The sequence below is a fragment of the Chitinivorax sp. PXF-14 genome (genome assembly GCF_040812015.1).
Classification (GTDB): Bacteria; Pseudomonadota; Gammaproteobacteria; order Burkholderiales; family SCOH01; genus JBFNXJ01.
Genome location: NZ_JBFNXJ010000014.1, coordinates 15,461 through 39,887 on the forward strand (window position 1 = coordinate 15,461; position 24,427 = coordinate 39,887).

Annotated in this window: 23 protein-coding genes; 12 read left to right on the forward strand and 11 right to left on the reverse strand. The window is 63.6% G+C overall.

Features of this window, described 5'->3' with window-relative positions:
• The first annotated feature begins 49 nt into the window (after positions 1 to 49).
• From ABWL39_RS16020 to ABWL39_RS16030, 3 genes are all read left to right on the forward strand, one after another.
• Positions 50 to 1,867 carry a M48 family metalloprotease gene (locus ABWL39_RS16020; RefSeq protein ID WP_367793469.1) on the forward strand — a complete coding sequence of 606 codons (1,818 nt, stop codon included), beginning with the start codon at positions 50 to 52 and terminating at the stop codon, positions 1,865 to 1,867.
• A gap of 189 nt (positions 1,868 to 2,056) precedes the next feature.
• A complete protein-coding gene (locus ABWL39_RS16025; protein ID WP_367793472.1) occupies positions 2,057 to 3,097 on the forward strand; it encodes an efflux RND transporter periplasmic adaptor subunit in 1,041 nt (346 codons plus the stop codon).
• A gap of 12 nt (positions 3,098 to 3,109) precedes the next feature.
• Positions 3,110 to 6,181 (forward strand): efflux RND transporter permease subunit, encoded by a 3,072-nt coding sequence (locus ABWL39_RS16030; RefSeq protein ID WP_367793475.1) that lies wholly within the window; start codon positions 3,110 to 3,112, stop codon positions 6,179 to 6,181.
• Between the two features lie 63 nt (positions 6,182 to 6,244).
• On the opposite strand, the gene pstS is transcribed toward ABWL39_RS16030, so the two are convergent.
• Positions 6,245 to 7,288, reverse strand: coding sequence for a phosphate ABC transporter substrate-binding protein PstS (pstS, locus tag ABWL39_RS16035; protein ID WP_367793478.1), 1,044 nt, complete (start codon positions 7,286 to 7,288; stop codon positions 6,245 to 6,247).
• A gap of 339 nt (positions 7,289 to 7,627) precedes the next feature.
• Between pstS and mrtJ the strand changes: the two genes are divergently transcribed.
• Positions 7,628 to 8,080 carry a JDVT-CTERM system glutamic-type intramembrane protease gene (gene mrtJ / locus ABWL39_RS16040; protein WP_367793480.1) on the forward strand — a complete coding sequence of 151 codons (453 nt, stop codon included), beginning with the start codon at positions 7,628 to 7,630 and terminating at the stop codon, positions 8,078 to 8,080.
• A gap of 2 nt (positions 8,081 to 8,082) precedes the next feature.
• Here the strand turns inward: mrtJ and nusB are convergent, their stop codons facing one another.
• A complete protein-coding gene (gene nusB / locus ABWL39_RS16045; RefSeq protein WP_367793484.1) occupies positions 8,083 to 8,535 on the reverse strand; it encodes a transcription antitermination factor NusB in 453 nt (150 codons plus the stop codon).
• Positions 8,532 to 9,005 carry a 6,7-dimethyl-8-ribityllumazine synthase gene (ribH, locus tag ABWL39_RS16050; RefSeq protein ID WP_367793487.1) on the reverse strand — a complete coding sequence of 158 codons (474 nt, stop codon included), beginning with the start codon at positions 9,003 to 9,005 and terminating at the stop codon, positions 8,532 to 8,534. The genes nusB and ribH overlap by 4 nt, the downstream gene beginning before the upstream one ends.
• Positions 9,006 to 9,179: 174 nt before the next feature.
• Here ribH and yedA point away from each other — a divergent pair, with 174 nt between their 5' ends.
• The 3 genes from yedA to prmB all read left to right on the forward strand — a co-directional run bounded on the left by yedA (position 9,180) and on the right by prmB (position 11,654).
• Entirely contained in the window at positions 9,180 to 10,055 is an 876-nt protein-coding gene (gene yedA / locus ABWL39_RS16055) for a drug/metabolite exporter YedA (protein ID WP_367793491.1), read from the forward strand.
• A 68-nt stretch (positions 10,056 to 10,123) separates the two neighbouring features.
• Complete coding sequence (locus tag ABWL39_RS16060; RefSeq protein ID WP_367793494.1) at positions 10,124 to 10,747, forward strand: YchE family NAAT transporter; 624 nt, start codon at positions 10,124 to 10,126, stop codon at positions 10,745 to 10,747.
• 10 nt (positions 10,748 to 10,757) lie between these two features.
• Entirely contained in the window at positions 10,758 to 11,654 is an 897-nt protein-coding gene (gene prmB / locus ABWL39_RS16065; RefSeq protein WP_367793497.1) for a 50S ribosomal protein L3 N(5)-glutamine methyltransferase, read from the forward strand.
• Between the two features lie 67 nt (positions 11,655 to 11,721).
• Here the strand turns inward: prmB and mmsB are convergent, their stop codons facing one another.
• The 8 genes from mmsB to cysB form a co-directional block, all read right to left on the reverse strand.
• On the reverse strand, positions 11,722 to 12,609 hold the full coding sequence (gene mmsB / locus ABWL39_RS16070) for a 3-hydroxyisobutyrate dehydrogenase (protein WP_367793500.1): 888 nt from the start codon (positions 12,607 to 12,609) through the stop codon (positions 11,722 to 11,724).
• A gap of 109 nt (positions 12,610 to 12,718) precedes the next feature.
• The gene (locus ABWL39_RS16075; protein ID WP_367793503.1) at positions 12,719 to 13,828 is read right to left on the reverse strand and encodes an enoyl-CoA hydratase/isomerase family protein; all 1,110 of its coding nucleotides are present in this window, start codon (positions 13,826 to 13,828) and stop codon (positions 12,719 to 12,721) included.
• On the reverse strand, positions 13,825 to 14,601 hold the full coding sequence (locus tag ABWL39_RS16080) for an enoyl-CoA hydratase (protein ID WP_367793506.1): 777 nt from the start codon (positions 14,599 to 14,601) through the stop codon (positions 13,825 to 13,827). The genes ABWL39_RS16075 and ABWL39_RS16080 overlap by 4 nt, the downstream gene beginning before the upstream one ends.
• Before the next feature lie 74 nt (positions 14,602 to 14,675).
• Positions 14,676 to 15,836, reverse strand: a complete 1,161-nt coding sequence (locus ABWL39_RS16085; RefSeq protein ID WP_367793509.1) for an acyl-CoA dehydrogenase family protein — start codon at positions 15,834 to 15,836, stop codon at positions 14,676 to 14,678.
• Positions 15,837 to 15,838: 2 nt separating this feature from the next.
• Entirely contained in the window at positions 15,839 to 16,516 is a 678-nt protein-coding gene (locus tag ABWL39_RS16090; RefSeq protein WP_367793512.1) for a hypothetical protein, read from the reverse strand.
• 9 nt (positions 16,517 to 16,525) lie between these two features.
• Positions 16,526 to 16,987 carry a PaaI family thioesterase gene (locus ABWL39_RS16095; RefSeq protein ID WP_367793515.1) on the reverse strand — a complete coding sequence of 154 codons (462 nt, stop codon included), beginning with the start codon at positions 16,985 to 16,987 and terminating at the stop codon, positions 16,526 to 16,528.
• 2 nt (positions 16,988 to 16,989) lie between these two features.
• Entirely contained in the window at positions 16,990 to 18,486 is a 1,497-nt protein-coding gene (locus ABWL39_RS16100; protein WP_367793518.1) for a CoA-acylating methylmalonate-semialdehyde dehydrogenase, read from the reverse strand.
• Positions 18,487 to 18,990: 504 nt separating this feature from the next.
• Positions 18,991 to 19,923 carry an HTH-type transcriptional regulator CysB gene (gene cysB, locus ABWL39_RS16105; RefSeq protein ID WP_367793521.1) on the reverse strand — a complete coding sequence of 311 codons (933 nt, stop codon included), beginning with the start codon at positions 19,921 to 19,923 and terminating at the stop codon, positions 18,991 to 18,993.
• Positions 19,924 to 20,060: 137 nt separating this feature from the next.
• On the opposite strand from cysB, the gene ABWL39_RS16110 reads away from it, so the two are divergent.
• The 5 genes from ABWL39_RS16110 (at position 20,061) to ABWL39_RS16130 (ending at position 24,380) form a co-directional block, all read left to right on the forward strand.
• The gene (locus ABWL39_RS16110) at positions 20,061 to 20,837 is read left to right on the forward strand and encodes a sulfite exporter TauE/SafE family protein (RefSeq protein ID WP_367793524.1); all 777 of its coding nucleotides are present in this window, start codon (positions 20,061 to 20,063) and stop codon (positions 20,835 to 20,837) included.
• A 21-nt stretch (positions 20,838 to 20,858) separates the two neighbouring features.
• A complete protein-coding gene (locus ABWL39_RS16115) occupies positions 20,859 to 21,545 on the forward strand; it encodes a phosphoadenylyl-sulfate reductase (RefSeq protein WP_367793527.1) in 687 nt (228 codons plus the stop codon).
• A 210-nt stretch (positions 21,546 to 21,755) separates the two neighbouring features.
• On the forward strand, positions 21,756 to 23,414 hold the full coding sequence (locus ABWL39_RS16120) for a nitrite/sulfite reductase (RefSeq protein ID WP_367793530.1): 1,659 nt from the start codon (positions 21,756 to 21,758) through the stop codon (positions 23,412 to 23,414).
• Positions 23,398 to 23,907 (forward strand): DUF934 domain-containing protein, encoded by a 510-nt coding sequence (locus ABWL39_RS16125; protein ID WP_367793533.1) that lies wholly within the window; start codon positions 23,398 to 23,400, stop codon positions 23,905 to 23,907. The genes ABWL39_RS16120 and ABWL39_RS16125 overlap by 17 nt, the downstream gene beginning before the upstream one ends.
• Before the next feature lie 143 nt (positions 23,908 to 24,050).
• On the forward strand, positions 24,051 to 24,380 hold the full coding sequence (locus ABWL39_RS16130; RefSeq protein ID WP_367793536.1) for a glycine zipper domain-containing protein: 330 nt from the start codon (positions 24,051 to 24,053) through the stop codon (positions 24,378 to 24,380).
• Positions 24,381 to 24,427: the final 47 nt, after the last annotated feature.

Genomic DNA, 24,427 nt, shown 5'->3' on the forward strand with positions numbered 1-24,427 from the left:
ATACGCATACAATCCAGCCATCAACCGTCAATGATGGGATTGCAAGGTCTTGTCCACCTCCGGCGACAACGCTGAACTGATCGCCCGTCTCGAAGCCGAGGCGCTGGCCCACCCGCGCTGGTATCGCGCCAAGGTGCTGGGCCTGGCGCTGATCGGCCACGCCGGGCCGATTCTCGCCTGCCTGCTGTTGCTGGTGGCGCTGGTGGCGGTGGCCGGCGGCCTGTACAGCGGGGCGGACCCGGTGCTGGCCGCGGTGGGTGGGATCGCCCTGCTGGCGTTGGCGTGGGTCGTGTTTCGCATCCTGCGGGTCGAATTGCCGACGCCAGCCGGCCACGCCATCGATTACAGCAGTTCGGCGGCCCTGTTCGAGCTCATCGACAAGATCCGCGGCAAGCTCGGCACGCCCGTGATCGACAGCGTGCTGCTGACCGCGGATTTCAACGCCGCCATCGTGCAGCAACCGCGCCTCGGTATGGCGGGCCTGCACCGCAATGCGCTGCTGCTGGGCTTGCCGCTGATGCTGACGCTTTCCAACCGCCAGTTCGCGGCGGTGCTGGCGCACGAGTTCGGGCACCTGTCGGCGCGGCACGGCAAGTTCGCGGGCTGGGTCTACCGCCTGCGTAACACCTGGGCACGCCTCCTGGAAACGCACCACGAAGACGCACGTGGCCTCAGTAAGCTGCTGGCGCGATACGTGCACTATTTCAACGCGTATTCCTTCGTACTGGCACGCCAGCACGAGTTTGAAGCGGACCAGGCCTCCGTTATCGTCTGCGGCGAGCAGGTCACGGCCGAGGCGCTGGTCCTCTCGCAGCTCGCCAGCCGTTATTTGGCGCAGGGTTTCTGGCCGGCCGTATTCGCCCGGGCGGACAGCGAGCCCAAGCCCGCCGGCAATCCGCACAGCCAGCTGCAGCAGGCGCTGCGTGCCAGCCTGTTCGAGCAGGATCTCGCCGGCTGGCTCAACGAAGCGCTGGCGGCGCAAACCGACGAATTCGATACCCACCCGAGCCTCAAGGACAGGCTCGAACACATCGGCGCCTACCCGGCCGTGCCCTCGCCTGCCGACATGAGTGCCGCACACCGGCTGTTCGGCAAGTCGCTGCCAGGCTGGCTCAACACGCTGGACCAGGAATGGCGGCAGGCGGTGCAACAACGCTGGAACACACGCCATCGTCAGGTGCAGGACGGCCGCCGCGAGCTGGCCGAGCTCGACACCGAGGCCAGCACCGCCACACTGACGCCACCGCGCCAATGGCGGCGGGGCCAGTTGCTGGAGGACATGGGCCGCGACGCAGAGGCGATCGACGCCTATCAGCAGGTGCTGGCGCTGCAACCCGAGTTTGCCCCGGCCAGCCTGGCCCTGGGCCGGCTGACACTGCTCGCCGGCAACAACGCCGGGCTCGATCTGCTCGACGACGCCATGCGGCTCGACCCGCGCAGCACCCCGCTGGCCTGCCGGCTGGTCTGCGACTATCTCGGCGAGCGCGACCCGGAAGGCGCCGAAAACTACTTCCGGCTGGCCTGCGAATACGCGGTTGCCGTCGACCGCGAAAACGGCCTGTCCAGCCAGCGCTCGCTGCGCCTGCACGATCTGTCTGCCCACGCCAAGGCAGACTTGCGCCGGCAGCTCGCGCGCCTCGATGCGATACGCCAGACCTGGCTCGTCCGGCGCCCGGTAGATGGTTTCCCCGAGCGCTGGCTGTATCTGCTGCTGGTCGAGCCCAGCAGCGATGCGGCCGCGGCGCGTCGGCAGTGCAGCGAGCTGACGCTGCCGGGGCAGTGCTTCGTGGTGATCCTCGACGGCCGCAATCGCAGCCTCAAGCAGCGCGCGCAGCGATTGATAGGCACAAAAATATACCCCGACTGATACTTATCCACCCGCCGGCTTTCGGCTAGGCTTACGGGTTGATTTGCCAGGCGGCGCTCGCGCCCCCTGTCGGGAGCCGGCGCCCAGCCTGGCGGGCGCTGCCCGCAGCCACACTTGCGCCGCTTGGCGACATGCCAGCACACGACGTCAAACGCCGCCCAACCAAACCCATTCCATACGGATTTCGCCATGATCAGCCGCACCCTTCCCCCCCTCGTGCTTGCGCTTGCCTGTATTTGCCCGGCCACGGCAGCCCCGCCGCCGGGCAAGGGCATCCCGGTGAAGGCCGATACGGTCAGGACGGGCAGCATCGAGCAGGCCATCAGCGCGGTCGGCACGCTGCGCGCCAATGAATCGGTGATCGTGCGGCCGGAGATCGCCGGCCGCATCACTGCCATCCATTTCGGCGAAGGCCAGGCGGTGAAGAAAGGCGCGCTGCTGTTCTCGCTCGATGCCAGCGAGTACGAGGCGCAGCTCGGCGTCTCGCAGGCCGATGTGAAGTTCAACCAGCAGCGCCTGCAGCGCTACCACAACCTCAAGAAGGACAACTTCATCAGCCAGGATGCGCTCGACGCCCAGCAGGGCTCGGATGAACAGGCCAAGGCCAAGGCCCAGCTCGACCGCACACGGCTCGCCAAGACACGCATCAGCGCGCCCTTCTCGGGCACGCTCGGGCTGCGCGGCATAAGCCCGGGCGCCTATGTGCAGCCAGGACAGGAGCTGGTGCGCCTGGAGGACGACAGCGTGCTCAAGGTCGATTTCCGCGTGCCGGAGGTGTACGTGGGCCAGATCAAGCCAGGGCAAACGCTCGACGTGACGATGGATGCCGATGCCAACAGCCGCTTCAAGGGCCAGGTACAAGCCTTCGACACCGCGCTGGACGAGAAAACCCGTACCCTGCTGGTGCGCGCGGTGATCCCCAATGGCGACCACAAGCTGCGTCCCGGCATGTTCGCGCGCATCAACGTGCCCATGCAGCATGGCCGCCAGGCCTTGCTGCTGCCCGAGCAGGCGGTGGTGCCCAAGGGCGGCAACACCTTCGTCTACAAGATCGTCGACGGCAAGGCCAGCCTGGCCCGCGTGCAGCTAGGCAACCGCCGCCCCGGCGAGGTCGAGGTGCTCGACGGGCTCACCAAGGGTGATCAGGTGGTGGTCGAGGGCCAGATCAAGCTGCAACCGGGAGCGCCGGTGATGGTGCTGGGGCCGGCGGCACCGGCCGGCAAGTCGTAAGGAAGGCGCACCATGACCCTGTCCGATCTTTCGATCAAACGCCCGGTGCTGGCCACGGTGATGAGCCTCGCCATCATCCTCATCGGCATCATGTCCTTTCTCAAGCTGTCGGTGCGCGAGTATCCGAACATCGATGCGCCGGTGGTGTCGGTGCGCACCGTGTACAAGGGCGCCAGCCCGCAGGTGATGGAGTCGCAGATCACCCAGCCGCTGGAGGATTCGCTGTCCGGCATCGAGGGCATCAAGACCATCAAGTCGGTGAGCCGCGAGGAAGTCAGCCAGATCACCGTCGAATTCATTTCGAGCCGCGATACCGACTCGGCCGCCAACGACGTGCGTGACCGCGTCGCCCGCGTGAAGAGCCAGCTGCCGGAGGCCGCGGACGACTCGGTCGTCGCCAAGATCGAGGCCGATGCCCAGGCGGTGCTGTGGGTGGGCCTGTCGAGCGATGCGCACGACGCGATCACGCTGTCCGACTACGCCGACCGCTACCTGGCCGACCAGATCAAGACCCTGCCGGGCGTGGCCTCGGTCATCATCGGCGGCGAACGCCGCCGCGCGATGCGGCTGTGGCTCGACCGCGACCGCCTGGCCGGCAACGGCCTGACGGTGCAGGATGTCGAAGACGCGCTGCGCCGCCAGAACGTCGAGATCCCGTCCGGCCGCATCGAGAGCCGCGAGCGCGAGTTCACGGTGCTGGCGCAGACCGACCTGCAGACGCCGGCGCAATTCAACCAGCTCATCATCACCGAGCAGAATGGCTACCCGGTGCGGCTGTCCGACGTGGGCCGGGCCGAAATCGGCGCTGCCGACGAGCGCAACGCGATCCGTTTCATGGGCCAGCCGGCCGTGGGGCTGGGCGTGGTCAAGCAGTCGACAGCCAATACACTCGAAGTCGCGCAGGCGGTGAAAGCGCTGATCCCCAAGATGCAGGCCAGCCTGCCCAAGGGCATGAAGCTGCAGGTGACGTTCGACAGCTCGATCTTCATCGAGAAATCGATCGACGCGGTGTACCACACCATGTTCGAGGCCCTGGTGCTGGTGATCCTCGTGGTCTTCCTGTTCCTGCGCAGCTTCCGCGCGACGCTGATCCCGTTCGTGACGATCCCCGTGTCGCTGATCGGCGCCTTCATCTTCCTCAAGCTGTTCGGCTTCACTATCAACGTGCTGACGCTGCTCGGCATCGTGCTGGCGATCGGCCTGGTGGTGGACGATGCAATCGTGGTGCTGGAAAACATCCACCGCCACATCGAGGAAGGCGCCACGCCGCTCGACGCAGCCTTTCTCGGCAGCCGCGAGATCGCGTTCGCGGTGATGGCCATGACCATCACGCTGGCGGCGGTGTTCACCCCGCTCGCCTTCATGGAGGGCAATACCGGCAAGCTGTTCAGCGAATTTGCGCTAACCGTGGCGGCGGCGGTGCTGGTGTCGGGCTTCGTCGCGCTGACGCTGACGCCGATGATGTGTTCCAAGCTGCTACGGCACGAGGCACGCCATGGTGCGATCTACAACGCGATCGAAAGGGTTCTGGAAAGCATCAACCACGGCTACCGCCGCCTGCTGGCCGCCTCGCTGCGCCAGCGCTGGATCGTCGCGCTGCTGTTCGTCGCCACCGGTGCCGGTGCCGTCATGCTGTTCAAGGGCCTGCCGTCGGAATTGTCGCCAACGGAAGATCGCGGCTTTTTCATCACCGTGCTGGTGGCCCCGGATGGCGCGAGCTTCGACTACACCGACCGCTATACACACCAGCTGGAGGACATCCTGGCCGGCATTCCCGAGGCGAGCGGCTATTTCAGCGTGGTGGCGCCGGGGCTGGAGCGCCCCAACCCGGTCAATTCGGCTCTGGCCTTCGTGCAGCTCAAGCCCTGGGACCAGCGCACACGCAAGCAGCAGGCCATCACCAAGGAAATCGGGCCGAAGATGTTCGGCAGCCTGCCCGGCGTGCTGGCCTTCCCGATCAATCCGCCGTCGCTGGGCCAGAGCTTCCGCAACCTGCCGGTGCAGTTCGTGGTGATGGGCAACAGCTATGAGGAGCTGGACCGCCGCATCGACAAGATCATGTCCAGGCTGCGCCAGTACCCGGGCATCGCCAACCCCGACACCGACCTCAAGCTCAACAAGCCGCAGCTTGCGATCAACGTGAACCGCGACAAGGTGGCCAGTAGCGGCCTGCAGGTCGAAACCATCGGCCGCACGCTGGAGAGCCTGCTCGGCGGCCGCCAGGTCACCCGTTTCAAGTTCGAGGGCAAGCAGTACGATGTGATGGTGCAGATGGATGCGGCCAGCCGCGCGCGGCCCGACGACCTGTCCGCGATCTATGTGCGCAATGGCGACGGGCAGCTCGTGCAGCTGTCGAACCTGGTCAGCATCACCGAAACGGTGGCACCGAAGGAGCTCAACCACTTCAACCGCCAGCGTGCCGCCATCATTTCGGCCAACGTCGCCCCCGGCTACACGCTAGGCCAGGTGCTCGACGAGGTCGACAAGATCGCCAAGGAAGAGCTGGGCCCGAACGCCCACACCGGTTTCGACGGCCAGTCGCGCGAGTTCAAGGAGTCGGGTGGCGCGCTCTACCTGACCTTCGTGCTCGCGCTGGTATTCATCTACCTGGTATTGGCGGCGCAGTTCGAGAGCTTCGTCGGCCCCTTCGTGATCATGCTGACGGTGCCGCTCGCCATGACCGGCGCCTTGCTCGCGCTGCAGCTCTCGGGCGGCACGCTCAACGTCTATAGCCAGATCGGCCTGGTGATGCTGGTGGGCCTGATCACCAAGCACGGCATCCTGATCGTCGAATTCGCCAACCAGCTACGCGATCAGGGGCAAGACAAGTTCGAGGCTGTGATCGAGGCCGCGACACTGCGCCTGCGCCCCATCCTGATGACCACGGGCGCCATGGTGCTGGGCTCGCTGCCGCTCGCCACCGCGACCGGTGCGGGCGCCGAAGCGCGCCAGCCGATCGGCTGGGTGATCGTCGGCGGCTTGATGCTGGGCACGCTGCTGACGCTGTTCGTGGTGCCGGCGGCCTACACGCTGATCGTCGGCAAACGCAGCAAGATCATCGCGCCCACGACGCAGACGGCCTGATTCTTGCCAGCAAAAAAAGGCCAGCCTGGGCTTCCCGGCTGGCCTGTTTTTTTCAGTACCGATTCAGAAGAACCGCAGGGGCAGCGCCTGGCCGCTCTTATCGCGCATCGAGCCCAGTGCGTTGGTCGCCTTGGCTTGCACCGCATCGGGCAGGCGCACGAAGGCCAGCGAGTTGGCGAGCTTGTCACCGCGCATGAAGCCCCAGATCAGGAAATTGGCGGCGGCACCGGTGCGCGCGGCATTGTCGGCAACCCTGGGCAATACCACGAAGGTGCCCATGGTGATCGGCCAGCTGCCGGCGCCGTGCTTCGCCACCAGCCTGTCCTCGAAATCGCCCTTGCTGGGCCAGGTGCTGTTCATCAGCGCCTCGGTGAACGAGGCCGCCTCCGCCTTGACGGCCTTGCCGTCGACATTCTGCAGCCTGACATCGCTCAGGCCGTTCTCGATCACATAGGCGTAGTCGACACATGCGATCGCACCATCGGTGGATTTTACCGTGCTGACCACCGCATCCGTGCCCTTGACGCTCGTTGCGGCGGGCCACTTGATGGTGAACCCGGTACCCAGGCTCTCTTTCCATTCGCGGGAGGCGGCCGACAAGTAGTCGCTCAGGTTGTAGGTGGTGCCCGAGCCATCCGAACGCGTCACCACGACGATGGGCTTGGCGGGCAGGCGCATGCCTTCGTTGAGCGCAGCGATCGCCGGATCGTTCCATTGCGTGATGCGGGCCATCATGATGCGCGCGAGCACCTCGCCACTGAGCTTGAGCTGGCCCGGCTTGATGCCGGGCAGATTGACGACCGGCACCACGCCGGTGATGGCGGTCGGCAGCAGCACCAGGCCCGTCTTCGCCAGTTCGGCTGCGGATGGCGCAACATCGGTGGCGCCGAAGTCCACGCGCCGGGCCTTCGCAGCCTCTATCCCCTTGGCGGAGCCGACGGCCTCGTAGCGCAGCAGGTGGCCGCTATCCTTCTGAAACCCACCCGACCATTTCTGGTACAGGGGCGCCGCGGCAGACGAGCCGGCCCCAGAGAATTCCAGTGCCGACACTGACATGGGCAAAGCAAACAGCGCCAGCCAGCACACCTCGCGAACGATCCGCATCATTGATCCCTCCTCGCATTGGACGGACGCGTCGACGTCAGCCCATATAAAAACTCGACAGAAAAAGCGCGCGATTATGATATTTATTAATATTTCGCGATAGACTGATTATCAAATATCTACAGCGATGTAGGTGAGATTCGGTGTAGTCGGCCCCCCCTGCGCTATCCCGCCCCGGATCGACCGGGGCCACAGCCAAGCGGGACGCTTGCTGGTATCCTCTGCGGCACGCCGTTCGACACCCACCGCAAGCCCGATGCGCCCGACCTCCAGGCCCCCCGACACAACATCCCCGCCGCACGCCGAGCCGGCCTCGTGGCCAATCGCCTACCACGCAGGTAAGTGTCTGCCTTCACGGTCAAGCTACGCGATGGGGTGGGCATGAACCGCTGGCGGGATGACCAGTTCTGGCTGGCCCTGGCGCTCGGGCCGATCGTCTGGGGCGTGTCGCTCGGGCTGACGCACGGCGTGCGCCATGAGCCGCCGGCATGGTGGGTACTGGCGCTGGCGGTGCTGGTCTACCCGCCGCTCGAAGAGATCGTGTTTCGTGGCACGCTGCAGCCGTGGCTGGCGCAGCGCACGGGGCGCCGCTGGGGCGGCGTGACCGCTGCGAACCTGCTGGCCAGCCTGGCCTTCGCAGCCAGCCACCTGCTGCGACATGACTGGCTGCATGCGCTACTGGTGTTGCCACCGTCGCTGGTGTTCGGCTATTTCTACGAAAGACATCGGGGACTTGCGTCCCCGATCATGATCCACGCGTTCTACAACGCGGGCTATGTGTATTTCCTGAGCTAGGCTCAGTTGCGCGGCTGGTTGCGCTTTTCGCGTACGGCCTGCACCTCGGTGGCACGCGCCTGTTCGACGAACTTGTCGAGCACGCCGTTGATGAACTTGTGGCCTTCATTGCCGCCGAAGGTCTTCGACAGCTCGATCGCCTCGTTGATGATCACCGGATACGGCGTTTCGGGCATGTGCAGCAACTCGAACGCCGCCACCATCAGCACACCGCGCTCCACCGGGCTGACTTCGTCCCAGCCGCGATCGAGGTAGGGCGACAGCGCGCCCTGCAGCGGCTCGGCGTGCAGGATCGCGCCGAACATCACCTTGCGGAACAGCGCCAGATCGCTCTTGGCGAAGCTCTCGGTCTCTGCGAGGTTCTTTTCGATCAGCGTCGGCGCATCCTGCGTCAGCTGCCACTGGTAGAGCCCCTGGACGGCGAACTCGCGCGCCTTTCTGCGTGCACTCTTCATTTGCTCAGCTTCTTCAACAGATTGATCATTTCCACCACGACGCGAGCGGCGTCAGCGCCCTTCTCCTGCATGCGCACGAGTGCCTGGTCGTCGTTTTCGGTGGTGAGGATGGCGTTGGCGATCGGCATGTCGGTTTCCAGGCCGACCGCGGTGATGCCGGCAGCCGATTCGTTCGACACGATCTCGAAATGGTAGGTCTCGCCGCGGATCACCGCGCCCAATGCCACGAGGCCGTCGAACTTGCCGCTCTGGGCCATGGTCTTGAGGGTCAGCGCCACTTCGAGCGCGCCCGGCACGGTGGCGATCAGCATATTGTCGGTGCTCACGCCAAGCCGTTGCAGTTCGGCCGTGCAAGCGGCCAGCAGGCCCTCGCACACGTCGGTGTTGAAACGCGCCATGACGATGCCGATGCGCAAGCCGCTGCCGGTGTGGTTCGGTTCGATTTCGAGAATGTTGTCGTATCGGGCCATGTGGAATCCTGAAAAAGCCGGCCACGAACGATGGCCGGGTGAGAAAACCCTTCATTTTACATGCAGATAGCGTCGAGCGCTAACTGCGATTTCCCTCAACGGCGCGCAGAGGCGCTGCCAGCATATAATCCGGCCCTTTGGTCCGGCTTCGCCGGACCCTTCTCCTGGCAGACCATGCGCTCACCATCCGCCGTTTCCATCGCCCTGGCCCTGCTGTCGACCTGGCTGATCTGGGGCTCGACCTACCTGGCCATCCGTTTCGGCGTCGAGGATATCCCGCCGTTCATGATGGCGTCGACACGCTTCCTGATCGCCGGCGGCCTCATGTTCGCCTGGCTCAAATGGCGCGGCGAGCCGCTGCCGAGCCGGCAGCAGGCGCGCAACGCGGCCGTCATCGGCCTGATGATGCTGGCCGGCGGCAACGGCGCCGTCACCTATGCCGAGCAGCAGATATCATCGGGGGTGGCAGCGCTCGGCGTGGCCATCGTGCCCTTGCTGACGGTGCTGGTCGCGCGCTTCTGGGGGCATCATTCGAGCCGGCTCGAGTGGCTCGGCATCCTCGTCGGTTTCGCCGGCATCGTCATGCTCAACCTCGGCGCCAGCCTCAAGGCGAGCCCAGCCGGCGCGGCACTGCTGATCTTCGCGGCGGCGATCTGGGCCGTGGCGTCGGTCTGGGGTAAATATCTCGAGCTGCCCAAGGGGCTGATGTCGAGTGCCATCCAGATGCTGGCGGCGGGTGCGGCGCTGGCGTTGCTCAGCGTAGTCTGCGGTGAGAGGCTGACGGCCATGCCTTCGTGGAAGGCCATTGGCTCGCTGGCTTACCTGACGGTGCTGGGCTCGATGATTGCCTACAGCGCGTTTTCCTTCCTGCTGCTGCATGTACGGCCAGCGCTGGCATCGAGCTATGCCTATGTGAACCCGATGGTGGCCGTGTTTCTCGGCTGGTGGCTTGGCGGCGAACACATCGGCGCGGCCGAGGTCGGTGCGATGCTGACCATCCTCACTGCCGTCGCCATCGTGGTGCTGCAACAGGTGCGTGGCAAGGGCTGAGCCTGCCGGCTCACGCTCGCCGATCGCAGCGCCTACACTGAAACTTCACCCTTTTCACGGGTCTGGATATGGAATTTCTCAAGGCTTTCATCTCGTTGCTGGTGCTGATCAACCCGATCGGCGCCATCCCGCTGTTCATCAGCCTCACGCAGAACCAGTCGGCGGCGCAGCGCAAACGCACGATCCGCACGGCCTCCATCGCCGTCGCGCTGGTCATCGTCATCTCGGCCTTCACCGGCGAATGGGTGATCAAGCTGTTTGGCATCAGCATGGCGAGTTTTCGCACCGCCGGCGGGATTCTGCTACTCTTGCTCGCCATCTCGATGCTCAACGCCCAGCTCACGCCAGCGCGCCAGACCCAGGAAGAGTCGGACGAAGCCGGCAGCAAGGAGAGTGTGGCCGTGGTGCCGCTCGCGATCCCGCTGTTGACCGGGCCTGGCTCGATCAGTACCGTCATCATCATTGCCGACAGCATCAAGCACTGGTGGCAATACAGCTACCTGGTCGCTGCCGGCCTCGTGATCGGTGCCATCACCTATGTCGCGCTCAGCCTTGCCGGGCCGATCAGCCGTATGGTGGGCCGCACCGGGATCAATATTTCGACGCGGATCATGGGCCTGCTGCTTGCCGCCGTCGGCATCGAATTCATCACCAGCGGCCTGGCGACGCTGCTGCCAGGCCTTGCACGATAAAGGCCATTGCATGTTTCAACACGCCACTGAACAACTTTCCACGGTACGCGATCTGCTGCGCTTTGCCGTCAGCCGCTTCTGCGAAGCCAAGCTGCACTTCGGCCACGGCAGCGCGGATGCCTACGACGAGGCAGCCTACCTGATCCTGCACACGCTGCACCTGCCGATCGACCGCCTCGAACCCTTCCTCGACGCCCGCCTGCTGCCGGAAGAAGTCGTGCGGGTGGTCGAGGTGCTGCGCCGCCGCGTCGAGGAGCGCAAGCCCGCCGCCTACCTCACCAACGAGGCCTGGCTTGGCGACTACCGTTTTTACGTCGATGAGCGCGTGATCGTCCCGCGTTCGTTCATCGCCGAGCTGTTGCGCGATCAGCTGGTGCCGTGGGTCGAATATCCCGAGCTGATCCACACCGCGCTGGACCTGTGCACCGGCTCGGGCTGCCTGGCGATCATGATGGCAGACCTGTTCCCCGATACGCTGGTCGATGCCGTCGACCTGTCCACCGATGCGCTCGAGGTCGCCGCACGCAACGTGACGGACTATGACCTGGAAGACCGCATCGAGCTGATCCAATCCGACCTGTTCGAGGCCGTGGCGGACCGCCGCTACGATCTGATCGTGAGCAACCCGCCTTATGTCGATGCCGAATCGGTCGCGGCCCTGCCGGCGGAATACCTGCAGGAGCCAGAACTCGCACTCGGCTCGGGTGATGACGGCCTCGACGCCACCCGCGTCATCCTGGAACAGGCACCGACGCTGCTCAACGAACATGGCCTGCTGGTGGTCGAGATCGGCCACAACCGCGAGGTGCTCGAAGCAGCCTATCCGGAACTGCCGTTCACCTGGCTCGAAACCAGCGGTGGCGACGGTTTCGTGTTCCTGTTGCGCAAGGAAGACTTCCCCACCTGACCAAACGGGCCCCGGGAAAACACAAAGCCGGCTAACTGCCGGCTTTGTGTTTTGGGGCAGAGGCCGATCAGTGCTTCTGCAACAGCTTGAGGATGCTAGAGAAATCGAGCGCGCCGCCGCCCGCCTGGCTGTGCAGATGGTACAGGTTGCGCGCAGCGGCCCCCAGCGGCGTCGGCGCCTTGCCCTGCAGCCCGGCTTCCAGCGCCAGCCCCAGGTCCTTGAGCATCAGGTCGACCCCGAAGCCGCCTTCGTAGCCACGGCTCGCCGGCACATTCTCCATCACGCCGGGCCAGGGGTTGTACAGCTCGGTGCTCCAGTTGCGGCCGGAGCTCTTCTGGATGATCTCGGACAACACCCCGGGGTCGAGCCCCAGCGATACACCGAGGTTCAGCGCCTCGGCCGTGCCGATCATGTGGATCGCCAGCAGCATGTTGTTGCAGATCTTGGCCGTCTGCCCGGCGCCGTGGTCGCCCGCATGGAAGATGTTCTTGCCCATCTTCTCCAGCAGCGGGCGGGCGCGTTCGAGCGCCGCGTCAGTACCGCCGACGATGAAGGTCAGCGTGCCTGCAGCGGCACCGGCCGTGCCACCCGACACCGGCGCGTCGATCATGTCGAAGCCCTTGGCGGCCGCGGCCTTGCTCACCTCGACCGCGGTCTGCGTCGCGATCGTCGAGCAGTCGATCAACAGCGCGCCAGGCTTGGCGTGCGCGAGCAGCTGGCCGCGGCCAAGATAGAGGTCTTCGACATGCGGGCTGGCCGGCAGCATCGAGATCACGAAGTCGGCATCCCTGACTGCTTCGGCCGCCGAGGCCGCAACCGCCGCCCCACCCTCGCGCGCCTTGTCGAGCGCGGCCGGCACCAGGTCAAACACGGTGAGCCGATAGCCGCCCTTGATCAGATTCAGCGCCATCGGCCCGCCCATATGGCCCAAGCCGATGAATGCAACGTGATTCATATTGTCTCCTTTGTTGTCTGTGCCTTGGCGCCGCCTGGAGCACCCGGGTAGAACCCAGGTAGCGCCACTCTGCGGCGGCTGGATCGTCACCTATTGCCGGCGGAGCTTGTCACCACGCCTTGAACGGGTGCTTATCCTGCGGCCACGGTGGCAGAAAGTGTTCCTCGACGTAGGCCGCGCTGACCTCGCCCAGCGTCGGCGGCGACCATTTCGGCGCGTTGTCCTTGTCGATCAGCAAGGCTCGGACGCCCTCGCGCAAGTCCGGGTGCAGGCAGAACTGGATCGACAGCCCCAGCTCCATGGCAAACACCTCTTCCAGTGACATGTGCATGGCGCGCCGATGGATTTCGAAGATCACCTTGGCCGAGCTGGGTGAGCCCTTGAGCAGCGCCTGGGTGCCGCGTTGAATCCAGGCATCATCGAGCTGGTGGTTGGCCAGCGCCGCCGCGATTTCCTCGACGCTGTCGTAATCGGTCACGGCATTGATGAAATCGAAATGCTGGCGCACCGGCGACTCCGGCAGGGGGTACTTGCCGCGATGGCCGCGTAACAGCTTGGACAGCTTGCCGTGGTTCTGGTGGTAATCGTCGGCCCAGTCGAGCTTGAGCAGATCCTCGAACAGGGCGGCCTGCTCCACATGCTCGACATAGTGGTCGGCCAGCTTCACATACAGCGCATCGGCCGCGTTGAGGCTGGCCCCGGTCAGGCCGAGGTAGAGCCCGACGCGCCCCGGCATGCGGTTCAGGAACCATGAGCCGCCGACATCGGGGTAGAGGCCGATGCTGATCTCGGGCATGGCGATGCGCGATTTCTCGGTGACCACTCGGTGCGAGGCACCCGCCATCAGCCCGAGCCCGCCGCCCATCACGATGCCATGGCCCCAGCACAGGATGGGCTTGGTGTAGGTGTGGATCAGGTAGTCGAGCCGGTATTCGAGTTCGAAAAAGGTCTCGATATAGCTCGACGCGGCGCCCTCGTTGATCGCCTGATACAGGGCGACGATGTCACCGCCGGCGCAGAACGCCTTGTCACCCGCCGCCTGCATGACGATGCAGGCTATCTCGGCGTGCTCCTCCCAGGCCATCAGCTGGTCGTAGATCGCCTCGGCCATCGGCAGGCTCAAGGCGTTCAGCGATTTTTCGGCGTTTAGCGTGATCACGCCGAGCTGCCGGCCGTTGCTCGTCGGCCGGGTTTCGAACAGTACGGATTCGTCGCTCATCGGTTTTTCCATTCTGGCTTGCGTTTCTGCAGGAAGGCGCTGACACCCTCCTTCTGATCCTCAGTATGGAACAGATCGGCAAAGGCCTCGCGTTCCGCCGGCAGCGCATGGAACATCGGCTGGAAGCGCGCCTGCTGGATCAGCGCCTTGCACTTGGCCACGCTGACCGGGCTCTGGTTGGCGGCCCTGCCAGCCAGTGCCAGCGCGGCCTCGCGCGCGCCGCCCCTGGGCACGATTTCTTCGATCAGGCCGATCTGCAGTGCCTTCTCGGCGGTGACGCGCTCGCCGCACAGGATCATGCGCTTGGCCCAGCCCTCGCCAACCAGCCAGGACAGGTTCTGCGTGCCACCGGCGCAGGGCAGCAGGCCGACGGCGGCTTCCGGCAACGCCATCTGCGCCTGTTCCTCGGCGATGCGGATATCGCAGGCCAGCGCCACTTCGAGCCCGCCGCCCATGGCATAGCCGTTGATCGCGGCGATCGACACGCCACGAAACTGCGCCAGCGTCTCGAAAGCCTCGCCAAACACGCGCGCCATATTGCGGGCATTGCCGATGTCGCCGTCGGCGAACAGGTTCAGGTCGGCACCGGCCGAGAAGAACTTCTCGCCCTGCCCTATGATCACCAGCGCATAAATGGCAGGATCGGCATTGAGCTCGCCAACGATGCGCTTGAGCGCAGTCAGGCTGTCAGCGTTCCAGGTGTTAGCGGGTGGGTTGTTGATGGTGAGCAGGGCCGTGTGGCCAAGTTTTTCGAGTGTCAGCAGGTCGGTCATGGGATGTCCTTGTATGTCGGGCCGCAGCCCGACAGCGTTACTGAAAAAGAGACCGCTGGCGCGGCAAGCGGCGCCTAGCGCAGGTCGTCGAGCGCGCCGTCCTTCAAGGCCTCGCGGCCGATGATCACGCGCATGATTTCGTTGGTGCCTTCGAGTATCTGATGCACGCGGGTATCACGGACATAGCGTTCGAGCGGGTAGTCCTTGATGTAGCCATAGCCGCCGAAAATCTGCTGCGCGTCGACGCAGACCTTGAAGCCGACATCGGTGGCAAAGCGCTTGGCCATCGCGCAGTAGGCGCTCGCGTTGTGCGCCTTGGCATCGAGCCTGGACGCGGCGAGGCGGATCATCTGCCGTGCGGCGACGAGCTCGGTAACCATGTCGGCGAGCTTGAACTGCAGCGCCTGGAACTCGGCCAGTTTCCTGCCGAACTGGCTGCGCTCCTGCATATAGCGCGCGGCGGCGTCGAGCGCGGCCTGGGCGGCGCCGATCGAGCAGGTGCCGATATTGATGCGGCCGCCATCGATGCCCTTCATCGCGATCTTGAAGCCTTCGCCCTCGTCGCCAAGCCGGTTGGCTGCCGGCAGCCGCACATTGTCGAAGTTGACGATGCGGGTGGGCTGGCTGTTCCAGCCCATCTTGCTTTCCTTCTTGCCATAGCTGATGCGGGGCAGCTTCGCCGGCACGGCAAAGGCCGAGATGCCCTTTGCCCCCGGCTCGCCGGTACGTGCCATCACGACCAGCAGATCGGTGCTGCCTGCACCGGAGATGAAGGCCTTGGCACCGTTGAGCACATAATCGTCGCCATCGCGCGCCGCGCTGGTCTTGAGGCTGGCCGCATCCGACCCGGCCCCCGGCTCGGTCAGGCAATAGGAGGCGAGCTTCTGCCCGGTGGCCAGCGCCGGGCACCACTCAGCAACGATCTCGGGCCGGCCCCAGCTCGCCACCATCCAGGTCGCCATATTGTGGATCGTGATATAGGCTGCGGTGGAGGTGCAGCCCGCGGCCAGCTCTTCAAAGATGATGGCCGCGTCGAGCCTCGACAGGCCCAGTCCGCCGGCGCTCTCCGGGGTGTAGAGGCCGCAGAAGCCGAGCTCGCCCGCGCGGCCAATCACCTCGGTCGGGAAGATGCATGTCTCGTCCCAGTGCGCGGCATGCGGCGCCAGCTCGGCTTGGGCGAAATCGCGCGCACTGCGCTGGAAGGCAAGCTGGTCGTCGCTGAGTTCGAAATCCATCGTCACCTCCCGTCGTCGCGGCCATCGTCATCGGACGAAGGCAGCCCCGGGTCAAGCTCTGCCGCAAGCAAGCCGTGGCGATCCGCGTCGATCAGCTTGATGCCGCTGTCGCTGATGTTGATGATGAAGCCGGAGAACCCGATGGCCTCGCCGATCAGCTCCTCATCTTCCATGAAGTCGAGATAGGCCTGCAGCTCGGCCGCAGTGCAGCCGAGCGTTGCATCCTTGCCCGAACGCAGGAGTTTCAGGCAGAAATGATTGAGCAGCATGATGTCGCAGACCCCCGAGCGAAATTCAGGGATCAGCGCATAGGGGATGAAGCCAAGATCGCGCTGGCCATTGTCGTCCTGCGCGCCGAAGCCGAGGAAATGCAGCCGGGCAGCCAGCTCGCGCATGGCCTTGTGCTCGGGGTGCGCCAGCGTGGCCAGCAGGCGGCGCCTATCGGGCTTGTAGAGCTCGCGCGTCACCTCGCTCTGCGCGCGCTTGAACTCGATCAGAAAATTGCGCCCCTGCCAGGCGGTGAACAGCTCGCCCAGCAAGGTGTCGTAAGGCTTCTGCTGCAGCTGGCAGACCGCCTTGTTCGAGAGCTTGGCGTCGGGCTGCTTGCCGCTCAAAAAGCCGAGCGTGAACAACACGCTGCCGATATAGGCGGTCTCGAAGGGTGGGTTCAATCTGGACATCAGGTCATCCTAGCCCGCTTCGGCGATATCGGGCCGATCGCGCAGGCACATCAGGGTCTGCAGCCCGTAGGCGCAGGGTTTGCGTTTGCCGGCCTTCTCGGCCAGCACCTCGAATTCGCACACGGTCAGCGTGCGGCCCGGTTTCTTCACCTGGCCGATCGCAATCAGCCGTTCGCCGTCGGCCGGCGCGACCAGATTGATCTTGAACTCGACGGTCAGGATCGACGCATCCGGCCGAAACAGCGTGAACGCCGCATAGCCGCCGGCCGAATCGGCAATCGTAGCGACGATGCCGCCGTGAAAGAAACCATGCTGTTGCGTCAGCTCGGGTTTATGCGGCAACTCGATCTCGACGCGGCCGGCCTCGACCCGAGTCATCACGGCGCCGAGCAGGTGCATGGCCTGCTGGCGACCAAAGCTGGCGCGGGTGCGGACGGCGAAATCCGCCTCGGCGGGCTCGAAAATCGCCATGGTCAGTGCAGCGAAATCGTCGTGTTGACCTTGCCGGCCGTCGTCGCATCGTCGAACCAGCGCTCAGTCACCGTCTTGGTCTGCGTGTAGAACAGGATCACCTGCTTGCCATACGGCCCCAGGTCGCCAAGCTTGGAGCCGCGCGAGCCGGTGAAGCTGAACAGTGGCACCGGCACCGGGATCGGCACATTGATGCCGACCTGGCCGACATCGACATCCTGCTGGAACCTGCGCGACGCAGCGCCCGATTGTGTGAACAAGGCAGTACCGTTGCCGTTTGGATTGGTGTTGATGAACTCGATCGCCTCGTCGAGCGTATCGACGCTAACCAGCACGAGCACTGGGCCGAAGATTTCCTGGTCGTAGACCGCCATGCCGGGCTTCACGCCGCTGAAGATCGTCGGACCGACAAAGTTGCCCTGCTCGTAGCCCGGCACCGTGACGTAACGGCCATCGAGCTCGAGCTTGGCGCCCTGCTCCACGCCCTTCTGAATCAGCAATTCGATGCGGTCCTTCGCCGTACAGGAAATCACAGGGCCCAGGTCGAGGTTGTCCTTGCCGGCCCCCACGCGCAGTGCACTGGCCTTTTCCACCAGTTCCGGAATCCAGCTGTTCGCCTCGCCCACCAGCACCGCCACCGAGGTCGCCATGCAGCGCTGCCCGGCTGCGCCGAAGCCCGCGCCCACCAAGGCGTTCAACGCCTGGTCCTTGTTCGCATCGGGCAGCACCACGGCGTGATTCTTCGCCCCCATCATGCACTGCGCGCGCTTGCCGCTCATCGTGGCGCGGTGGTAGACGTGCGTTCCCACCTTGGTCGAGCCAACAAAACTCACCGCCTTGATGTCAGGATGATCGCAGATCGCATTGACGACGTCCTCGCCGCCATGCACCACGTTCAGCACGCCCGGCGGGATGCCGGCATCGAGAGCCAGCTTGACGAGTTTCATCGTCACCATCGGGTCCTGCTCCGAGGGCTTCAGCACGAAGGTATTGCCGGTGGCGATGGCCATCGGGAACATCCACAGCGGGATCATCGCCGGAAAGTTGAACGGCGTAATGCCGGCGCACACGCCGAGCGGCTGCTGAATGGTATAGGTGTCGATGCCGTTGCCGACATTCTCGGCCAGCTCACCCAGCTGCAGCGAGCCGATGTTGGCGGCGTGCTCGACCACTTCGAGGCCGCGGAAGACATCCCCCTCGGCATCAGCCAGCGTCTTGCCCTGCTCGGCCGTGAGCGTGGCAGCCAGGTCGGCCATGTTCTCGCGGATCAATTGCTGCAGCTTGAGGAAGATGCGCGCGCGGGTGCCGATCGGCGTCTTGCGCCAGGTCTTGAACGCTTCCTTGGCGCTCGCGACAGCGGCGTTGACCTCATCCGGTGTGGCAAACGGCACGCAGGCCAGCACCTCCTGCGTGGCGGGGTTGATGATGTCTTTCCACTTGCCGGTCTTCGATTCGACAAACTCGCCGTTGATCAGCAGCTTTACGGTGGGCGTGCTCAATTCCTGGTCTCCTTAGATTTGCGTGTCGTCCGCTCTTGCGGCGGCTGTGATGACGATGAGTGTGATTATTCCGCGACTGGCGCCAGCTCGCGTTGACACCAACTGCCAACCCGGCTGACCAGGGCGCAATGCGCACCAGTACGGCGCAGGCATGGTCCGCGACTGCATTCCTTTTCATTATTGGACGGCGGAAACCAATCGGGGCGGATTTTGCTTGGACCACGCCGGCACGGCTCTGTGCCAAATATTACGTTAACGTAAACGTTAATTTGTTAAATTTAGAGCAAGCAGCTTGAACGTGTCAACGCTCGGGAAAAACAAAGCCCGCCAGTTCGGCGGGCCGTGTATATACGGGCAGGATAGCTTACCCGGTGTCTGTTCACGATCTTGCTGTGCGGGCCAGGAAGCCTGCACAGTTCGGTGTGCTCATGCACACCTATTATCTGTACACACCGGACGCTGCGCTACGCTTCACCCCACAAAGCCTCGTGCGCGACGGGGTACTCAGTCGCCGCCGCGCCCCATCGCCTGCTCGACTGTCGCCCGCGACTGGTGCGGTGCGAACAATTCGATGAAGGCATAGGTGTAGCCGCGCAGGTAGGCATCCTTGCGCACCCCGATGCGGGTGGTGCTGGGGTCGAACAGGTGGCTCGCGTCGATCGCCCGCAGGCTGGTATCACGCTCCGGCTCGAACGCCATGCTGGCGATGACGCCCACGCCCAGGCCCAGGCTGACGTAAGTCTTGATCACGTCGGTATCGATGGCCGTCAGCACCACGTTCGGCGCAATACCGCGGGATTCGAAGGCGCGATTGATCTTGGAGCGGCCGGTAAAGGCAAAGTCGTAGGTGATGACGGGATATGCAGCGATCTCCTCTATCGTCACCGGGTGGTCGACCGCCAGCAAGGGGTGGCCGGCGGGTACCACGATACTGCGGTTCCAGTCGTAACACGGCAGCATGATCAGCTCGGAATACAGCTCGATACCCTCTGTCGCAATCGCGATATCCGCCTCGCCCGACACGACCATGTCGCAGATCTGCGTCGGGCTACCCTGCTTGATCGACAGCCTCACCTTGGGATATAGCTCGACGAAACGCTTGATGACCTTGGGCAAGGCATAACGCGCCTGGGTGTGGGTCGTCGCGATGGTCAGGCTGCCTGCCGATTCGTTGGCAAATTCGTCGCCAACACGCTTGAGATTGCCGGCCTCACGCAAGATGCGTTCGGCGATCCGCAGTATTTCGCGTCCGGGCGGCGACACATCAACCACGCGCTTGCCGTTGCGAATGAACACCTGGACGCCCAGCTCGTCTTCCAACAGGCGAATCTGCTTGCTGATACCGGGCTGCGATGTGTGCAGCTTTTCTGCCGCATCCGAGACGTTCAGCCCTTGCTTCGAGACTTCGACCAGATATCGCAACTGCTGGAGCTTCATTGCCAGACCAACCTTATAAATAGCCCTTGGTTATAAAATAGTAACACATTATTCTTTAGCGCATATAAACCGCTTGTTATCATGGCCGGCACTTATAACCGCCTGCTTGGGCGTCGTGAGAAAGGCTGCTGTCAGCAATGGAACTGGTGTACGTATTGTCGGGCCTCGCGGTTGGCTTCATCGTCGGCATGACCGGTGTCGGTGGCGGTTCGCTGATGACACCCATCCTGCTGTTCTTTGGCGTCAGCCCCACCACCGCGGTCGGCACCGATCTGCTGTATGCAGCCATCACCAAGGCTGGTGGCGTGGTGGTTCACCACAAGCACCGCAATATTGACTGGCGCCTCACCGGCCGGCTTGCCCTCGGCAGCGTGCCGGCGGCCATCCTGACCCTGTGGGTGCTGCACCACCTCCATACCGACGTGCAAGCCATGAATGTGCTGATCAAGCGCACGCTGGGCTTTGCGCTATTCGTCACCGCGATTGCCATCATCTTCAAGCAGCAGCTGCTCAAATTCGCTCAGCGTCATGCCGGCGACTGGCTGCAAATGAGCGATCGCAAACTGGCGGTACTGACGGTACTGACCGGCGTCACCCTTGGCGTGATCGTCACCTTGACCTCGATCGGTGCCGGCGCGCTCGGCACGGTTGCCCTGTTCATGTTGTACCCGCTGATCCCGACCGTCAGGCTGGTCGGCACGGAAATCGCCCACGCCGTCCCGCTGACGCTGGTTGCCGGCCTTGGTCATGCCGGCCTGGGCAACATCGACTGGCATCTGCTCGGCAACCTGCTGTGCGGCTCGCTGCCCGGCATTTATATCGGTAGCCATCTGTCCGGCGGCGTGCCCGACAAGGTGCTGCGCCCGGCACTGGCGATCATGCTCGCCATCGTCGGCGCCAAGCTGGTTGTCTGATTCAACGACTGGAGAACACCTGTGAGTCTGCAAGAGAAAATTGAACGCGCCAACGTCCTGCTGGCCAAGATCGCCGCCGAATACAGCCCAGCCGTCTTCGCCAACAGCCTGGGCGCGGAAGACATGGTCATCACCGACCTGATCGCCAAAGGCGGACATGCAATCGAGATATTCAGCCTCGACACCGGCAGGCTGCCAGCGGAAACCTACACGCTGCTGCAGAAGACGGGCGAGACCTACCCTGCCGCCCCGGTCAAGATCTACTTCCCGAACACCGCGGCGACCGAACAGTTCGTCAATCAACATGGCATCAACGCGTTCTACAACAGCATCGAGATGCGCAAGGAATGCTGCCGCATCCGTAAGATCGAGCCGCTGCAGCGCGCCCTGGCCGGCAAGAAGGCCTGGGTGACCGGCCTACGCCGCCAGCAAGCCACGACGCGCACCGACCTTGCAGAACAGGAATACGACCGCGACAACGGGCTAGAGAAATTCAACCCGCTGATCGACTGGACGGAAAAGGAAGTCTGGGAATATATCCGCGGCAACAACGTGCCCTACAACGAGCTGCACGACAAGCACTATCCCTCGATCGGCTGCGCCCCCTGTACCCGTGCCATCTCCATGGGTGAGGACGTACGTGCCGGCCGCTGGTGGTGGGAAAATCCCGAGACCAAGGAATGTGGCTTGCACGTCAGGAAGATCTGATTCAGCCAGACGGCATGCTCGCTGAACAAGGGCGCTGCAGTGCGCCCTTTGCCATCGAGAGACCCCGCCGCAGCTGGCTCGAGTTATAACGCCGTCAGCTAAACATATACATATTCATTATTTTTTTGCATAAGCATAGTCTGCTATCCTCGCGAACCAGTGAAAAAAAGGCTGGCCTGGCTCTGCCGGCCGATATAAGGGATACACCGCATGTACGTTTACGATGAAATCGACCAGCGCATCGTCGATGATCGCGTCCGGCAGTTCAGCGATCAGACGCGCCGTTATCTGGCCGGGGAACTGACAGAAGACGAGTTCCGCCCGCTGCGCCTGCAAAATGGCCTCTACATCCAGCGCCACGCGCCGATGCTGCGCATCGCCATTCCCTACGGCCATCTGCGTACCGCCCAGCTGCGCAAGCTGGCTTTCATCGCGCGTACCTACGACCGCGGCTATGGCCACTTCAGCACCCGCCAGAACATCCAGTTCAACTGGCCCTTGCTGGAAAAGGTGCCGGAAATTCTCGGGCACCTCGCATCCGTCCAGATGCACTCCATCCAGACATCGGGCAATTGCATCCGCAACACCACGTCGGACCAGTTCGCCGGCGTCAGCGCAGATGAGGTCGTCGATCCACGCCCTTATTGCGAGCTGATTCGCCAGTGGTCGACCTTCCACCCTGAATTCGCCCACCTGCCACGCAAGTTCAAGATTGCCGTCAATGGCGCGGTGGAAGATCGCGCAGCGGTGCTCGTGCACGACATCGGCCTCAATATCGTGAAGGATTCGGACGGCTCACTGGGCTTCCAGGTCATCGTCGGCGGCGGCCTGGGCCGCACACCGATCATCGGCGCGGTGATCCGCGAGTTCCTGCCGCGCGAACACATCATCACCTATCTCGAAGCCATCCTGCGCGTCTACAACCGCTATGGCCGTCGCGACAACAAGTACAAGTCCCGTATCAAGATCCTGGTGAAGGCACTGGGCCCGGAGAATTTCGCCCAGAAGGTCGAAGAAGAATGGGCGCATCTCAAGGATGGCCCGGCAACCGTGCCAGACGAAGAATTCGCACGCATCGATGCGTTCTTCACCGCGCCAGCCTATGAAAAGCTGCCTGCCGAAGACGCCACCTTCCGTGCCGAAGTCGATAGCAACAAGGCCTTTGCCAAATGGGTTGAACGCAATGTGCGCACCCACAAGGTCCCGGGCTACGCCTCGGTCACTCTGTCGCTGAAGAAGACCGGTGTACCCCCCGGCGATGCGACGGCAGACCAGATGGATGCCGTTGCGGACCTGGCAGACCAATATAGCTTTGGCGAACTGCGCGTCAGCCACGAACAGAACCTGATCCTCGCCGACGTCAAGCAGTCTGATCTGTTCAATATCTGGGAGCAAGCCAAGGCACAAGGCTTTGCCACGGCAAACATCGGCCTCGTGACCGACATCGTCTGCTGCCCCGGCGGCGATTTCTGCGCACTGGCCAACGCCAAATCGATCCCGATCGCCGAGGCCATCCAGCAGCGCGTCGACCAGCTGGACTACGTCTACGACATCGGCGAACTGGACCTGAACATCTCTGGCTGCATGAATGCCTGTGGGCATCATCATATCGGCAACATCGGCATCCTTGGCGTCGACAAGAATGGCTCCGAGTGGTACCAGGTATCGCTTGGTGGCTCCCAGGGCGCCCATGCGGCACTTGGCAAGGTGATCGGCCCCAGCTTCGCACAGGAAGAGATGGCCGACGTGATCGAAAAGATTCTCTCGGTCTACCTGGCGCAACGCCACGAGGACGAACTGTTTATCGACACGGTCCGCCGTATTGGTATCGACCCATTCAAGGAGCGCGTATATGCCAAGGCTCATTAAAGACCGTCAGATCATCGACGACCGTTACACCTTGCTACGTCTCAGCGACGATGGCGCCTTGCCTGCGGTCCCATCGTCAGGCGCCGTGATCGTGCCGCTCCAGCAGTGGCTTGCACAGCGTGACGCCCTGCTCGCGCGGGGCTCGGACATCGGTGTCTGGCTGTCACCGGATGACGAGCCAGAGGCGATTGCAGCAGACCTGGCTCAGCTCGCTGTCATCGCCGTGGATTTCCCGAGCTTCATGGATGGCCGAGGCTTCTCCACCGGCCGGCTGTTGCGTGAGCGACACGGCTATCATGGCGAACTGCGCGCCATCGGCGACATATTCAAGGACACACTGTTTTACCTGGCACGTTGCGGCTTCAACGCCTACGCCGTGCGTGCCGACAAGAATCTCGATGATGCCCTCGTCGGCCTCAATGATTTCTCGGAAACCTACCAAACAGGCGTGGACCAACCCATCCCGCTATTCCGCCGCCGCCTATCTGCCTGATAAGCTGGCCGGCCTCAGACGACGCCGCATCAAAAGATGCGGCGTCGTTGCTTTCGGCATTCAATTCAGGTCCGGTTCAGTACCCAAACGCGATCATCTCGCGTACTGATAGCGACCTATATCCCCCAATACAGGAATTCAGCATGAAACTAATTGTCACCCTGGCCACCTCCACCCTGCTTTGTGCAGGCCTTTCCGCCCACGCCGGCGATATCGATGGCAATGCCGTGCTCGGCGGCGCGGTCGGCGGTGCACTTGGCACCGCGATTGGCAGCAAGGTTGGCGGCCGGGATGGCGCGATCGTCGGCGGCGCAATCGGCGGCGCTACCGGTGCTGCGATCGGCTCATCAGCAAGCAAGAAACAGGAAACCCGTGTGGTACGCGAGCGCGAGGTTGTTTATGTCGACAAACACGAGAATGGCCGCCATCTGGGCCAGCACAAAAGAAAGCATCACCATGGCCATGATGATTGATTTCTTCTGTTTGCACGGGTTATCGATCAACTTATAAAGAAAGGGCC